This is a genomic window from Williamsia deligens (assembly GCF_024171765.1).
Taxonomy (GTDB): domain Bacteria; phylum Actinomycetota; class Actinomycetes; order Mycobacteriales; family Mycobacteriaceae; genus Williamsia_A; species Williamsia_A deligens.
In genome coordinates, this window is the sequence record NZ_JAMTCI010000001.1 from 324,197 (window position 1) to 339,501 (window position 15,305).

At 72.1% G+C, this 15,305-nt stretch carries 9 protein-coding genes; 2 read left to right on the forward strand and 7 right to left on the reverse strand.

Features of this window, described 5'->3' with window-relative positions:
- Positions 1 to 87: 87 nt before the first annotated feature.
- Both LX14_RS01535 and LX14_RS01540 read right to left on the reverse strand, forming a co-directional pair.
- A complete protein-coding gene (locus LX14_RS01535; protein ID WP_253645526.1) occupies positions 88 to 1,041 on the reverse strand; it encodes an aldo/keto reductase in 954 nt (317 codons plus the stop codon).
- Positions 1,042 to 1,044: 3 nt separating this feature from the next.
- Positions 1,045 to 1,650, reverse strand: coding sequence for a hypothetical protein (locus tag LX14_RS01540; protein WP_253645527.1), 606 nt, complete (start codon positions 1,648 to 1,650; stop codon positions 1,045 to 1,047).
- A 228-nt stretch (positions 1,651 to 1,878) separates the two neighbouring features.
- Here LX14_RS01540 and LX14_RS01545 point away from each other — a divergent pair, with 228 nt between their 5' ends.
- Positions 1,879 to 5,463 carry a WD40 repeat domain-containing protein gene (locus LX14_RS01545; RefSeq protein WP_253645528.1) on the forward strand — a complete coding sequence of 1,195 codons (3,585 nt, stop codon included), beginning with the start codon at positions 1,879 to 1,881 and terminating at the stop codon, positions 5,461 to 5,463.
- 195 nt (positions 5,464 to 5,658) lie between these two features.
- Complete coding sequence (locus tag LX14_RS01550; protein ID WP_308214059.1) at positions 5,659 to 7,614, forward strand: ArnT family glycosyltransferase; 1,956 nt, start codon at positions 5,659 to 5,661, stop codon at positions 7,612 to 7,614.
- A gap of 141 nt (positions 7,615 to 7,755) precedes the next feature.
- Here the strand turns inward: LX14_RS01550 and purH are convergent, their stop codons facing one another.
- The 5 genes from purH to LX14_RS01575 form a co-directional block, all read right to left on the reverse strand.
- A complete protein-coding gene (purH, locus tag LX14_RS01555) occupies positions 7,756 to 9,315 on the reverse strand; it encodes a bifunctional phosphoribosylaminoimidazolecarboxamide formyltransferase/IMP cyclohydrolase (RefSeq protein WP_253645530.1) in 1,560 nt (519 codons plus the stop codon).
- Complete coding sequence (gene purN / locus LX14_RS01560; RefSeq protein WP_253647845.1) at positions 9,312 to 9,935, reverse strand: phosphoribosylglycinamide formyltransferase; 624 nt, start codon at positions 9,933 to 9,935, stop codon at positions 9,312 to 9,314. The genes purH and purN overlap by 4 nt, the downstream gene beginning before the upstream one ends.
- Positions 9,936 to 10,028: 93 nt before the next feature.
- The gene (locus tag LX14_RS01565; RefSeq protein WP_253645531.1) at positions 10,029 to 11,480 is read right to left on the reverse strand and encodes a cell division protein PerM; all 1,452 of its coding nucleotides are present in this window, start codon (positions 11,478 to 11,480) and stop codon (positions 10,029 to 10,031) included.
- Between the two features lie 79 nt (positions 11,481 to 11,559).
- Positions 11,560 to 13,050 carry a DUF5336 domain-containing protein gene (locus LX14_RS20825; RefSeq protein ID WP_253645532.1) on the reverse strand — a complete coding sequence of 497 codons (1,491 nt, stop codon included), beginning with the start codon at positions 13,048 to 13,050 and terminating at the stop codon, positions 11,560 to 11,562.
- A gap of 132 nt (positions 13,051 to 13,182) precedes the next feature.
- The gene (locus LX14_RS01575; protein ID WP_372505231.1) at positions 13,183 to 15,213 is read right to left on the reverse strand and encodes an acetoacetate--CoA ligase; all 2,031 of its coding nucleotides are present in this window, start codon (positions 15,211 to 15,213) and stop codon (positions 13,183 to 13,185) included.
- Between the last annotated feature and the right edge of the window lie 92 nt (positions 15,214 to 15,305).

The window sequence follows — 15,305 nt, forward strand, 5'->3', positions numbered from 1 at the left end:
TGATCGACACTCAAGAAGGTGCGCGCCGAGGGTTTTCTCACCCCCAAGGCCTTCGTGGGTGGGCACCGCCTCGCCGGTGAGGTCCCGCTACTGACCGACCTTGTCGGACGCGGCGGTGAGGGTGTCGATCTCCTCGGCACTCAGCCGGAGCGACGTCGCCGACAGCAGGCTGGGCAGCTGATCGAGCCGGCTGACGCTCGCGATCGGTGCGACGATGCCGGGTCGGGTCAGCAACCAGGCCAGGGCCACGGTGGCGATGGACGTCTCGTGGGCCGTCGCGATCTCGTCGAGGGCGTCGACCACCTCGAGACCGGCGTCGCTGAAGTAGCCCTGCGTGAGCTTCTCGCGCGGTGTGTCGGCGAGATCCTCTCGCGTCCGGTACTTCCCGGTGAGGAACCCCGACGCGAGGGCGAAGTACGGGAAGACACCGAGGTCGTGCTGGTCGGCGAGATCGCGCAGGGCCGGCTCGTACGTGCGCCGGTGGACGAGGTTGTAGTGCGGCTGCAGCGCGATCGGCCGATCGAAGCCCTCGCGCTCCGCGATGGCGAACCACTCCTCGATGCGCTCCGGTGAGAAGTTGGAGATGCCGACGTGACGCACCTTGCCGGACCGGATCAGAGCGTCGAACGCCGCGAGCGACTCCACCAACGGTGTGCCGTCGTCCGGGCGGTCGAAGTGCGCGTAATAGAGGTCGATGTGATCGGTCTGCAGACGCTGCAGGGACGCATCGGCCGCAGCACGGATGGTGTCCGGTGCGAGACCCAGGAAGTCAGGGTGTTGGCTGACCTTGGTGGCGATGACGACGTCGTCGCGGTTTCCCCTGGCAGCCAACCAGGTTCCGAGGACCGTCTCGGACTCCCCACCCGAGTTGCCCGGGGCGAACGCCGAGTACGAATCCGCGGTGTCGACAGCGTTGCCGCCACCCTTGACGAAGGCGTCCAGGATCGAGTGCGACGCCTGCTCGTCGCTCGTCCACCCGAAGGTGTTCGCGCCGAGCATCAGCGGGAAGACGTCGAGGTCTGAACTACCGATCGTTGCCATGACTCAGGACAACGTGGCGGTCGACTGGCCCATTCCCCGTGAGAGAACCCGCGCCGAGGTCCACGTCACGAGAACAACCCCGATCGCGGCGAATTTCGTCAGAGCCGCCCGCCGAGCACGCCGGGCCGGTGTGTCACGGTCCGGGTGGCCGGCCAAGATCGTTGTCAGACTGACGCCTTCGACCGCGTCGGCCGCGACGGCCAGCCCGCACACCCATGGCCCGACCCGTCGGATCATCGTGGCCCACCGGTTTGCCGTGATCCGTCGTCGGGCGTCCTCGGTGAGCAGGACGAGCACCGCCCCATAGCTCGTCATGTAGCCGAAGTCCCAGGCGATCGACCGTCGGGCTGCCGCGCAGCCCTCGTCACCCCATCGGTCGAGAATCGCCGTCGCCCGCTCGCCGGACCCGGCCAACTCGAACGCGATGATCCCCGGACCACCGGTGCCGGCCATGGTCATCTCGAACCGGGCCATCCCCGCGGTCGCTGCCAGGAACACCGCACCCGCCGCCCAGGTCACACACCGCAGCTGCTGCCCATCGAGTGCGGTCCACGCCCTTCCCGATCGCACCGTCAGAGACCCGGCAGCCGTGGTGTCGCGAACATGCATGTGACCCATGGTGGTCCTCACCGGGTCCACGTGGTGCCCGGCCGTGAGTTGAGCTACCGATTCTCCAGGTCAGCGCGGGTGCCCGGGACAGGGCACGCGGTGGACAACGGCGATCGGTTCGGGTGACAATCGGCGCCGGGGAAGGCGGCGTGCGTGGGGATGCGCGCCGCGAAACATCACAGGGTCCCGGCGCGGTCGCACCGCCCGGGAACCGGCCAGGGGGGCCTCGTGTACGCAGATCTGCGTGCCCGTCCGCGTGTCGACGCGGCCGGCCAGTCCACGCACTCATCACCCGCCGACGATGCGGCCGGCACAGGGTCCGACGCGGTGGGGTCCGGGGCGGGCAGGAGTCCGTTCCGACCGCTGACACCGTTCACCGAGACCGACGCGGCGGTGTTCGACGGACGCACTGACCTGCGACGGCGTCTGCACCTGCGGGTTATCGCCGGCGAGGGCGTCGTCGTCCTGGTGGGGCCCTGTGGATCGGGCAAGACCTCCCTGCTGCGTGCCGGTCTGATCCCCGAGGTCCGTGCGACGGGACTGCGGACGCGGACGTCGACGGTGGACGCGTCGACGGTGCTGCTCCGACCGGGTGAGGCGCCACTGGCCGCACTGGCCGAGGCGTTCGGCGTCGAGCGCGGTGCGCTGGACGACGTCGCGACCGTCGCCGACAGCATCGCCGCGTCCGACACCGTCGGTGTCACCGGCGGACGCCACGGCGCCTGCCTGATCGTGGTCGACCACCTCGAGGACCTCTTCCGATGGTGCGCGGCGCGCGAACGCCGACTGGCCCTGCAACTCCTCGACGCGCTGGCCGCCGACGAGCGTTTCGCCGTCGTCGTGGGCCTGCGGGCCGAGTTCGCCGCCGACGCGCTGGGCGAGGCGACACTGGTGCCCGCGCTGGACCTGCGATCGGTCGTCCTGCTGCCGATGACGACGGCCGAGATCGTCGAGACGGTCGATCTGCCGGCCCGCGTCGCCGGGGTACGCACGCAGGCCGGTCTCGGCGAGGCGATCGCCGCGGACCTCCCCGGTGTCGGCCCGCGGACACCGCCGCTCATCGCTCTGCAGGTGATGCTGGATCACCTGTGGCACACCCGCGTCGCCGACAGCGACGAACCCCTGACGGTGGAGGCCTACCGCGCCTCGGATCCCATAGCGGAGATCACCGCGGCCTCCGCGGACCGGGTGTGGATCCGGATGACGGACGGCGACAGGGAGACCGCGCGCATCGTTCTGCTCGCCGCGGCCGACGGCGACGCCACCGCCCGCGACATGACGGTGTTGCTGCGGCGTCTCGCACGCCCCCACCTCGACCGCGTCGTCGCCCGGCTGATCGATGCCCACCTCATCCGCGTGTCCGACGGGCGCGTCGAGATCGCCCACGTCGCACTGACGACCGCCTGGCCCCGCCTCGCGGACTGGCTCGCGGACCGACACCTGCAGGCGCCGATTCGTGACCGCGTCGTCGCCGATGCCGCCCGCTGGGCGCAGAACGGGCGACAGCGCGACGATCTCTACGACTCGAGCGCACTCCGCCGCGCCGACGACGCCGTCGAGCTCTTCGACGACCTCGGCGTGGACGCGACGACGTTCCTGCAGCGATCACGGGAACGGTTGTCGCTGCGTCGATCCCGTCGTCGCGTCGCGCTGGGTGCACTTGTCGTCATCGCGGTCGTGTCCCTGGTGTCTGCCGTGGTGGTCGCCGTGTCATTGGTGCACTCGCAGGACGCCCGGACCCAGTCGCGACTCGCTGCGCTGATCGCGACGTCCGCCGCCGACGCCACGTCCGACCCGTCCGCGTCCGCCGACGCCGCCCGTGCGGCATACGCGGCCGATCCGAACGACCCCCGCGCCGAGCAGGCGGTCCTCGCGACACAGACACTGCCGCTGGGCCGCGCGCTGGGCACCGGGCCGACACGCGCCGTCGCCACGGCACCGGCCGGAACCGACGGGCAGTCGGTCGTCGTCGGAGCCGACGGGCAGTCGGTCGTCGTCGCAGCCGACGGGTCGCTGGCCGTCGTCGACCGCGAGGGTTCTGTCGGTCCCGGCACCGACGCCGGTGTCGCCGCCGGGGCCCAGACGGTCGCCGTCACCGCGGGCGGCGTCGTGCTCGTCGTCGACGACACCGGGTCGATACGCCTGTGGCGCATGTCCTCCGGCTCCGCCCTCATCCCGGTCGCCGCGGTTCCGGCCATTACCGGCGGGCGTGCTGTCGCCGCGGTCGCACTTCCCGGACGTCCGCAGATCGCGGTCGCCGACGGCGTCGGCGCCTCCGGGCGCGTGAGGATCGTCGACGTCGGCGATCCGGCGAAACCGGTTGTGTCCTCGACGATCCCGCTGGTCTCGACACCCACCGCAGTGGCCACCACACCGTCCGGGGTCGTCGTCGGTGACGCCTCCGGCGGCGTCACCGTGGTCGATCCCCGCGGCGGCGACGTCGTCGGGTCCCTGCCGCGTCGCACCGGCGCCGTGACCGCACTGGCCGCGACGGCCGGCTCGGTGGCCGTCGCCGACTCCGACGGTCACGTCGGCGTCGTCCCGATCGGCACCGACGGACTCGCCACGGGCCCCGACGCCGACGTCACCTCCGTCCGGGGTCGCGTCGACGGCCTGTCGTTCTCCCCGACCGGACCCGGGCGTCCCGCCCCACTCCTGGCCGTCACCGGCGCCGGCGTCACCGACATCGTCGACCCCGCACGGCCGTCCGCGCCCCGCCCTCTCATCGCGCCGCTCCGCAGCCCCGACGGCGTGGCTGCCGCCCGGTTCACCGGTGAGCGCTCCCTGGTCAGCGCCGGCCCCGGTGGCGCCCGGGTGTGGTCGTTGCCCGCAGGGATCGTTCCCGGCGGCTTCGGGCTCGCCGTCGCGCCGTCGTGTTCGGCCGTTCGTGCGATGTGCGCGGTCGCCCACGCAGGCGGACCCGTGCAGGTGGTCGACGTGCGTGACCCCGACGCGCCGGTGGTGGCCGGGATGATCGACGCGCCTGACCATTTCGACGGTGCGGCCATGGCGCCCGACGGACTCTGGATGATGACCGTCGACGCCGCGCACCGCGCGCAACTCTGGGACACCCGCTCGTTCGCCACCCCGATCGCCGTGGGAGCCCCGGTCTCGCTGGGCACCGGACCCGTCGACGTCCTCGCCTTCTCGCCCAGCTCGGACTCGCTGGCGATGTCGCGGCAGGGCGGCGCGGGTGTCGGTGTGTGGTCGGTGACGTCGCGCGGCCTCGTGGACATCGCCGACCTGCGTACCGGGACGGCGGTCACCGCCGCGTCGTTCTCCGCCGACGGCGGACAGATCGCCGTCGGTGGATCCGACGGGGTCCTGCGCTGGACGCTGTCGGACACCGGAGCGGCACCCGTCTCGGGTCGGATTGCCGCCGGCACGAGGGTCACGTCCCTCGGATACGGCCTCGCACAGGGTCGCGGAGAACCCGGATCGGGCCAGGAGACCGCCCTGCGGCCCGTCGTCCTCGTCGGGGACGCCACCGGGGGCGTGAGCCGCTGGGAGGTCTCGTCGGGCGGTGCGCTGGGTCCGCGGATCCCGGTGGGGTCGGCCGCGGTCACGTCGACCGTCGCGCTCGGCGCGACCACCGTGACAGGCTCCGCCGACGGCACGGTCCACCGCATAGCCGCGAACGGCACCGCCGTCGGCGTCGCCGACCTGTATCCGCCGCAGGACTCCGGCGAGGTCCGCCTGGGCCCGCTGGGCGGTGCCACGGTGGTCGCTGTCGGTGACGACACCCCCACCCGACTGCTGTCGGTGACCACGGCCGGCGTCGCCGGGAGGATCTGTTACGCGACGGGTTGCTGACGCGCGCGCGTCGATTGTCCCGATCGCCGGGAACGTCGGGGACGTTCCCAGGGTGTTCACAGCGACCCGGCACCGCCCCGTCAGCGACACCGATGAGTGTTGTCGGACGTGACCACCAGTGCGCCTGTCCATCCGGCACCCACAGACACCGCTGTCGTTCCCTCGGCGGTCCCCCCGGCACGCCCTCGTGATCGGGTGGCGCTGGCCGTCCTGCTCGTCGGCACCGCGGTGTTCTACCTGTGGGACATCACCGTCAACGGCTCCGCCAACACGTTCTATGCAGGCTCGGCGTGGGCGGGATCGCGGAGCTGGAAGGCACTCTTCTTCGGTTCGCTCGACCCGTCGAACTTCATCACCGTCGACAAGCCGCCCGTGTCCCAGTGGGTCATGGGCCTCTCGACGCACATCTTCGGCTACTCGAGCGCGTCGCTGCTGATCCCCGAGGCGCTCATGGGTGTCGCCACCGTCGCGCTGGTCTACGCGGCGGTGACGAGGCTCGCCGGGCGCGGTGCCGGCCTCGTCGCGGGCACCGCCATGGCGCTCACCCCCGTCGCGGTGATGATGTTCCGCTTCGACAACCCCGACGCGGCGATGGTCCTGCTGATGACGGCAGCGGCCTACTGCACCGTGCGCGCCACCGGCACGGCGTCGATGCGGTGGCTCGCGCTCGCGGGGGTTGCGGTCGGGTTCGCCTTCCTCGCCAAGATGCTCGAGGGCCTGATGGTGCTGCCGGCGCTCGGGCTTGTCTACCTCGTCGCGGCGCCGACCACGGTGCGGCGCCGCATCGTCCACCTGCTGGTGGCGACGGTGGCGATGGTCGTATCGGCCGGGTGGTACGTCCTCGTCACCATCGCGTGGCCGGCGTCGTCGCGGCCGTACATCGCCGGCTCGACCGACAACTCCTTCATGAACCTCGTGCTGGGGTACAACGGCCTCGAGCGGATCGAGGGCAAGGAGCACGCCGGGGCCGGTGCGCAGCGGGCGATCATCGACTCGCCGGCAGCACAGCAGTTTATCCGCGAGTTCCAGCACTCCGGCGCCGGCGCCCACCGCGGCGGGGGCATGTTCTCGGCGGGCCCGGGCATCACGCGGTTGTTCGACGGTGAGTTCGGCGTGGAGATCTCGTGGCTGCTGCCCGCCGCTCTCGTCGCCCTGGTGGTGGGGCTCGTGCTGCGGGGTCGCGCTCCGCGCACCGACCCGGCGCGGGCCGGTCTGCTGCTGTTCGGCGCCTGGTTGCTCGTCGACGGGATCGTGTTGTCGTACATGAAGAGCAATCCGCACCCCTACTACTCGATGGCCATCGCGCCGCCGATCGCCGCCGTCGTCGGACTCGGTGTCGCGGAATGCCTGCGCGGACGCCGATCGGTGCTCGGTGTCGTCGGCGGCGCGGCGATCATCGCGGCCGCAGGCGGGTGGTCGTTCGTCCTCATGCGACGCGATCCGCAGTGGCAGTCGTGGTTGGCGTGGACGGTGCTCGTGCTGACAATCGTCGCCGTGGTGGCGATCCTGGGGGTCGGGCTCACCGGTGCACGCCGATCCGGTGACGTGGGCCAGACGCTTCCCGGCCTCCGCGGCGGACGTGTGGGTCTCGCGCTCGGCGGTTTGGCCGTCGTGGTCGGCCTGGCGGGACTCGCAGCCCCGGCCGCGTACTCCGCGGAGGTGGTGGCGACAGCGCACACCGGCGGCTCACCGTCCGCCGACCCCAGCACCGAGGCACGCGCACACTCCGCGAAGGACACCGGCGGCTTCGCGGCGTTCTTCGGCGGGACCACCTCGGCGCCCAGCGAGCTGACACGGACGCTGCAGAGCACCCACACCCGCTGGGCGGCGGCGATCAGCCGGTCGTCGACGGCTGCGGGACTCGAGTTGTCCACGCGCACCCCGATCATGGCAATCGGTGGCTTCACCGGCAGCGACCCGGCGCCGACACTGCCGCAGTTCGAGAAGTACGTCGCCGACGGTGACATCGGGTACTACATCGCCACGGGCACCGGCGGCAGCGGTCGAGGACAGTCGGCGCAGGCGTCACAGTTGTTGCGACGCCTCGACTCCTCGTCGGTGACGGGCCAGATCCAGTCCTGGGTGGAGAAGCACTACACCGGCCACCGGATCGGTCAGTACACGGTCTACGACCTGCGCACCCCGCGCTGACCCGCTCCGGCCGCCCAACAAACGGTTCCTGCCGCCCAACGAACGGTTCCTGCCGCCCGACGAACGACGTCACCCCGTCTGTTGGGCGGCGGGGACCGTCTGTTGGGCGGCGGGGACCGTCTGGTGGGCGGTGGGAGCAGATCAGTGGGCGAAGTGGCGGGATCCGGTGAGGTAGAGCGTGATCCCGGCGTCGGCCGCAGCCTCGATCACCTCGGCGTCGCGGATGGACCCGCCCGGCTGCACGATGGCCCGCACGCCCGCGGCGGTGAGGACCTGCAGACCGTCGGGGAACGGGAAGAACGCGTCCGATGCGGCGACGCTGCCCGCCGCACGGTCCCCGGCCCGGCGGACCGCGAGGTCCGCGGAGTCGACCCGGTTGACCTGTCCCATACCGACTCCCACCGACGCGCCGTCGGCGGCGAGGAGGATGGCGTTGGACTTGACCGAGCGGCACGCGATCCACGCGAAGCGGAGATCGGCGAGCGTGGCCTCGTCGGCGGCGTCACCGGTGGCCAGCGTCCAGGTGGCCGGGTCGTCGCCCTCGGCGTCCAGGATGTCGCGCTGCTGCACGAGGATCCCGCCGGAGATCGGCCGGAGTTCCTTGCCGGCACGCTGCGGCGGGTCGGCCTGCAGGATGCGGATGTTCTTCTTGCGGGTCAACACACCGAGTGCGCCGTCGTCGAACCCGGGGGCGACGATGACCTCGGTGAAGATCTCGGCGACCTGCTCGGCCATCGCGACGCTGACGGTGGTGTTGGTGGCGATGACGCCGCCGTAGGCGCTGACCGGGTCACACTCGTGCGCCTTGCGGTGGGCGGTCGCGACGTCGTCGGCGACGGCGATCCCACACGGGTTGGCGTGCTTGATGATCGCGACGGCGGGGCCGTCGAAGTCGTGCGCGGCGCGCCATGCGGCGTCGGCGTCGGTGTAGTTGTTGTAGCTCATCTCCTTGCCGTGCAGTTGCTCGGCGCGGGCGAGACCCCCGCCGTCGGCGGCCGACGGGTCGCGGTACACCGACGCGGCCTGGTGGGGGTTCTCCCCGTAGCGCAGGGTCGAGCCCAGTTCCCACGTCCGTCCGAGGAACGCCGGCGCCTCGTCCTGGGCGAGCTGCTCCGACAGCCACCCGGCGACGGCGACGTCGTAGGCGGCGGTGTGCGCGAACGCCTTCGCGGCCAACGCGGTCCGTGCGGCGAGGTCGAATCCCCCGTCGGCGACCGCCGTACCGACGCGGCCGTAGTCGGCGGGGTCGACGACGACGGCCACCGACGGGTGGTTCTTCGCGGCCGCGCGCACCATCGACGGACCGCCGATGTCGATCTGCTCCACGCACTCGTCGAAGCCGGCGCCGGACGCGACGGTGTCGGTGAACGGGTAGAGGTTCACGACGACGAGGTCGAAGGGGGCGACGCCGAGGTCGTCGAGTTGGGTGCGGTGGGATTCCTTGCGCCGGTCGGCGAGGATGCCTGCATGCACCCGCGGGTGCAGCGTCTTGACGCGGCCGTCGAGGCACTCCGGGAAGCCGGTCACCTCGGACACCTCGGTCACCGGGATCCCCTCGGCGGCAATCGTCTTCGCCGTCGAACCGGTGGACACCAGTTCCACGCCCGCCGCGTTCAGCGCGGCCGCGAGGTCGGCGAGTCCGGTCTTGTCGTACACGCTCACCAATGCGCGACGCAGCGGGATGCGGGAGTCGTCGGTCACGAGAAACGGGCCTTTCGTCCGTGGCAGGTAACGCCTCTGGTCACAAATGCGGCGACGGCCTGGACGAGCAGGACGTGTTCGACGCTCTTGATGCGGTCGTGCAGGGACACCTCGTCGTCGGTGTCGTCGATCATCACCGGTGCCTGCATGAGGATCGGCCCGGTGTCGACGCCGTCGTCCACGAGGTGGATGGTCGCGCCGGTCACCCTGACGCCATGCGCGAGCGCGTCGGGGACGGCGTGCGCGCCGGGGAACGACGGCAGCAGCGCGGGGTGGCTGTTGAGGATGGCGCCGCCGAACCGCGCGAGGAACGACGGGCCGAGGATCTTCATGAACCCGGCCGTGACCACCAGCGCCGGTGCGTGCTCGCCGACCACCTCGGTCAGCGCGACATCCCAGGCGGCGCGATCGGCGTGATCGGCGACGGCGCACCGCACGACGGGGACGTCGAACCGGGCGGCGATCGCCTCGGCGGGGCACTCACGGTCGACGACGACCGCGACGACCCGGGCCGGGTAGTCCGGCGACTGCGCAGCGGTGAGGAGGGCCGTCAGCAACGTCCCGGTCCCCGAGGCCAACACCACGACCGGTGCCGCGTCGACGGGCGTCGTGGCGTTCAGGACGGACTCCTCGCGGCGGGCTGCAGACGGACAGGAGGAGCCTAAACCGCCCGCCCCCGCGGGGATCGCGGCGGGTGACGCCGACGGGCCGACTCAGCGACGGGGTGCGTCCTCGATGTCATGGTCACCGAACACCAGCGAAGCCGGAGCACGTTGCGGCAGGTCGTCGGGGTCGATGTCGAGCGTCGGGGAGTCGTCGGCGGCGATCTGCGGGCTGTCGACGGGGGGTGCCGACCGTGGTGCGTCGTCGTCATCGGACCCGTCGTGGGGATCCACCGCGTCGGTCGCGGGGTCGAGGTCGTCCAGGTCGTCGAGCTCGTCGAGGTCGTGGGTGGGACCGAGGAGCCGCGCCCGCCGGGTCGAGGGCGACGCCGCGCGGGCGAGGGTCACGACCACACCGACGACGAACCACCAGCCGAACGCGAACAGCCCCGCGGCGGGCACCGTGGCGCCGACGGAGCCGGCCTCGCCCAACGCGCCACCCGCCAGCCACGTGAGCACCACCATGGCGACCGCCATCAGGCCTCCGGTCGCGGCAGCGACGCGGACGCCGTGGGCGAGCCCGAGGTACGGCGTGCGGACGGTGGTGACCACGGCCGCGACAGCGGTGAGGGCCAGGAGCAGCGGTGCGAAGACGGCGACCGCGGTGGGGGTCACCGCGAGTATCGGCAGAGGCGGCATCGATCCGGCGTGGGCGGCGAACAGGTCGCCGCCGGCGGGGCCCACGTGCACGTCGGCCCCGACGAGCAGCGCCGCGGCACCGATGACCACGTTGGGCAGGTACAGCACCGACAGCACCGTCAGACCGATGTAGCCGACGACACCGTGTCCCGTCTCGAGGATGTCGCCGACGGTCCCCCACGACCACAGCAACCGTCCGACCACGACGACGGCACCCGCGGCCAGCAGGGCGAGCAGACCGCGCGCGGCGCTGCGCAGCGCGATGGGGGCCCAGGGCGCGGCGCCGATCACCTCGCGCAGGGCGGGGGCGGTCGGGTCGCCTCGACGGCTGAGCAGCAGGCCGATGCCGGCACCGAGCCCGTGCACCAACGCGGTAGCGCCGAGGGCGACCGCGACGTTGGGGATGCCGACGGTCACGACGGTGGAACCGTCCATGACCAACGCGAGCGCGATGACGGTGAGGACGAGGGGGCCGGCGACAGCGGCCAGCACGACGGCGGCCGCGTCGGAGCGGGATCGGCGGCCGGCGGCTCGGGACGTCACCCGGGCGACGGCGGCGACGATGCCGATCGTCGGCAGCAGCGGCAGCACCCCGACGGTGATCTCGCTGACCGTGACCGGCACCTGGTGGGCTGCGAGCCACACCGACCCGATGGCGGCGGTGTAGCCGGTCATCCCCCCGTCGGACGTCAGGAGGGTGAGCGCGACGAGCACGGCGATGCCGATGAGGACGACAGCGCCCACGGCGAACGCGACGACGACCAGTTCCCGGGTCGAACCGGCCGCGCGCGCAGACGAGAGTCGCTGCGCGCGTCGCAGTTCCCGTAGACGGGTGGACAGACCGGCGCCGGTGGAGGTGACCATCGCCCCTCAGGGTCGCATCACCCCACCGGCGTCGGTGGCAGGCGCGCCGACGCGGGTACGGACCCGCGTCGGCTGCCGATCAGGAGCCCGAGGTCTGCTCCGGGAACGACTGGGTCCGGTCGCCGTACGGCGACGCGGGGGGCGTCGTGCCCTGCGACCCCGCGGTCGGCGCTCCGGGGATGCCGCCGCCGAGGCCCGACGACCCCGCGCTCGGCGAACCGCCGGTCTGCGAGCCCGACGCCGACGAGCCGGAGGTCGACGACCCCGATCCGCCCTCGGGCTTGCCGAGACCGACCGTGGGCTGCGAGGTGGGTGCGCTCGACGACCCCGCCGCGGACGAGCCGCTCTCGGAGCCGTAGGCACCGGCGTCGGCGGTGCCCGTCGCGGTGCCGGTCGCGCCGCCGTAGCTGTAGGCCTGCGTCTGCGCGGTGGACGGCGACTGCGTGGTGGTCGGGGTCTGGCCGGTCGGGGTGGACCCGGTGCCGCTGTCGCCACCGGTGCTCGACGAGCCGGCCGCGGCGGTCTTGAGGATCCCGCCGTCGACCAGGAGCCAGACGATGGCCGCGATCGCCTCGAGCAGACCGAACACCAGCAGCAGGATGAACCCGACGGACGCGTCGACGACGTCGGGCAGCGTGATCAGCTGGAACAGCGTCACCAGGGCACCGACGATCGCCAGCGAGGCGACGATCGGGCTCACCGTGCCGGTGAGCTTCGGCAGCAGCGTGGTCAGCGCGAGCACACCGGCCGCCGCGAGGGCGATCAGCGGGAACCCGACGACCGACTGGAACAGCGTGCTCGAGGAGTCGGTGCCGTCGGCGAACTGCACCGCGGTGGTGAACCCGAGGAACAGGTTGACGATGCCGAGCACACCGATCAGGTAGACGAGGTAGCGGCCGATCTCGGCCGGGAGCCCGGGAGCGCGCTTCGGCTTGGGCGGGGTCGCGGGCTGCTGGCCATAGCCCTGGCCGTAACCCTGCTGCCCATAGCCCTGCTGGCCGTAACCACTCTGCTGCCCATAGCCCTGCTGGCCGTATGCACCCTGCTGGCCGTAGCCGCTCTGACCGTAGGGCGAGCCCGTCTGCCCGGCGTAGCCCGGCTGCGAGCCGTAGCCCTGCTGTGATCCGTAGCCCTGCTGGCCGGTGTAGCCGGGCTGGGTGCCGTATCCCTGCTGACCCTGTCCGTATCCCTGCTGGCCGTACCCGCCGGGCTGGCCGGTCGCGGCCTGCCCGCCGTAGCCGCCGGTGTATCCACCCTGCTGGGCGTAGCCACCGGTCTGGCCGTAGCCCTGGCCGTAGCCCTGACCTGCCGGGGACTGTCCCGTCGGGGACTGGGCACCGTAGGACTGGCCGGCGCCGTAGGTCTGCCCGGAGCCGTACGGGCTCTGTCCCGTCGGGGACTGGCCCGCCGGGGACTGACCCGCCTGGGACTGCCCACCGTAGGACTGGCCGGGGGTCTGCTGGCCCCACCCGGACTGACCGGCCTGGTCCTCGGGACGCTGTTGGCCGCCGGGCTGCGACGGCGTCGTTCCGGGGTTGTCGTCGGTGCCCCCACCGGATGGATACGTCACTGCACTCTCCTCACCGAGATCGGATGGTCGGGCCGCCGACTCGCGCCGGCGCCCGGACGTTCTGCCACGCTAACGTACCGGTCAGGTGTCACACCCCCTGTTCGCCGCCGTACAGACGTGCATGATCGCAGGTCACCAGCGGTGTGAGGCCCCCGTCTCGCGATAGAAATCGAGCAGATCGGGATCGTCGACGGAACGCGGGTCGAGGGCGACGTCGGCCCGCCCGGCGAGGATGCCGGTGACCGGCACCTCGAGCTTCTTCCCGGTCCGGGTGTGCGGGATCCCGGGCGCGAGCAGGATCTCGTCGGGGACGTGCCGCGGCGAGAGCCGCCGTCGGATGTCGCCGCGGATCCGGTCCCGGAGTGCGTCGTCGAGGTCGCGGGGTCCGCCGTCGTCGGCGGGTACCAGCGTGACGAACAGCGGCATCCAGTAGGCCCCGTCGGGGCCGTCGACGCCGAGGACGAACGCCTCGGCGACCTCCGGGATCGACTCCACCACCTCGTAGATGTCGGCCGATCCCATCCGGATCCCGTGGCGGTTGAGGGTGGCGTCGCTGCGGCCGTGGATGACCACCGATCCGCGGGCGGTGACGGTCACCCAGTCGCCGTGGCGCCACACGGGGGTGTCGTCGGGCTCGCCCTCCCAGTCGTGGTCGAAGTAGGCGGCGCGGTAGCGGGACCCGTCCTCGTCGTCCCAGAAACCCACGGGCATCGACGGCATCGGTGCGGTGACCACCATCTCCCCTACCTCGTCGACGAGTTCGCGCCGGTCGGGCGACCAGCTGTGCAGTGCGACGCCGAGGTAGCGCACGGACAGCTCGCCGGGGACCACCGGCACACCGACGGTGCCGCCCGCGAACGCGGTGACGACGTCGGTGCCGCCGCTCACCGACGAGACCGCGACCGATGCGCCGACGGCGTCGGGGATCCACTCGAACAGATCGGCGGCGAGTGTCGAGCCGGTGCTGCCCACCGTGCGCAGGCGGGACAGGTCGTGGCGCTCGCCGGGTCGGAGCCCGGCCTTGCGCGACGCCTGGATCTGACCGGGGCTGGTGCCGAAGTAGGCGACCCCCTCGTCGGCCACCACCGACCACAGCCGGTCGGCGTCGGGAAAAAGGGGCGAACCGCTGTAACAGACCACTGTCGCGCCGCAGAGCAATCCGGCGACCCGGTAGTTCCACATCATCCAGCTCAGTGCCGTGTGCCAGAAGAAGACGTCCCCCGCGTCGAGGTCGGAGTGCAGCGCGATGACCTTGAGGTGCTCCAGCACCACACCACCGTGACCGTGCACGATCCCCTTGGGCCGACCGGTGGTGCCCGAGCTGAACAGCACCCACAGGGGGTGGTCGAAGCCGACCGCCTCGACGACGGGATCGACGGCCTGCGCCATCACCGCGTGCAGGTCTGCCGTCTCGAGGCCGCCGAGCGTCCACGACTCGTCCTCGGTGTCGCCGAGCGTGATCACACCGACGGTGGTGACGGTGTCGATCGCGTCGGCGAGCGCCTGCGCGTCGGCGCGCTTGTCGATCCACTTCCCGGCGTAGGTGTAGCCGTCGGCGATGATCAGGACGGTCGGGCGCAACTGGCCCAGCCGGGCGGCGGCACCCTCGGGCGCGTAGTCGGCCCCGCACCCGGACCACACCGCACCGATCGAGGCGGTCGCCAGGAACGCCACCATCGCCTCGGCCACGTCGGGCAGGTAGGCCGCGACGACGTCGCCGCGACGGACGCCCGATGTCCGCAGCCACTGCGCGAGGGCGCCGATCCGACCGGGCAACTCCGCCCAGGTGATCACCGTGCGACCGCCGCTCTCGTCGACGCCGACGATCGCGGGCGACTCACCGTCCGCCGTGGCCGAGGCCGCGAGCACCCTGTCGACGTAGTTCAGCTCGACCCCGGGGAACCAGACCGCGCCGGGCATCGCGTCGGAGGCGAGGACCTGCTCGAGAGGTGTGGTGGCGGTGATGGTCTCCCCGGCCCGGCTCTGCATCCCGGTGAAGACCCACAGCGCGCGCCAGAACTCCGCCGGGTGATCGACGCTCCACTGCCAGACCCGGGCGTAGTCGCCCACCGGGTCGGGCTGGAGGGCGTCACCGCGGGCGACGTCGGCGGTGTCCGGGAGGGATGCGACGAATCGCTCGTAGGCGGTCGTGTGCTGGGTCACGGCGTCATCATGCCGGGCGGGAGATCGTGACACCGGTCACCTCGCGACATACGGTGTGGTCACCGACACACAACCCTCCGGTCGGCGCCCAC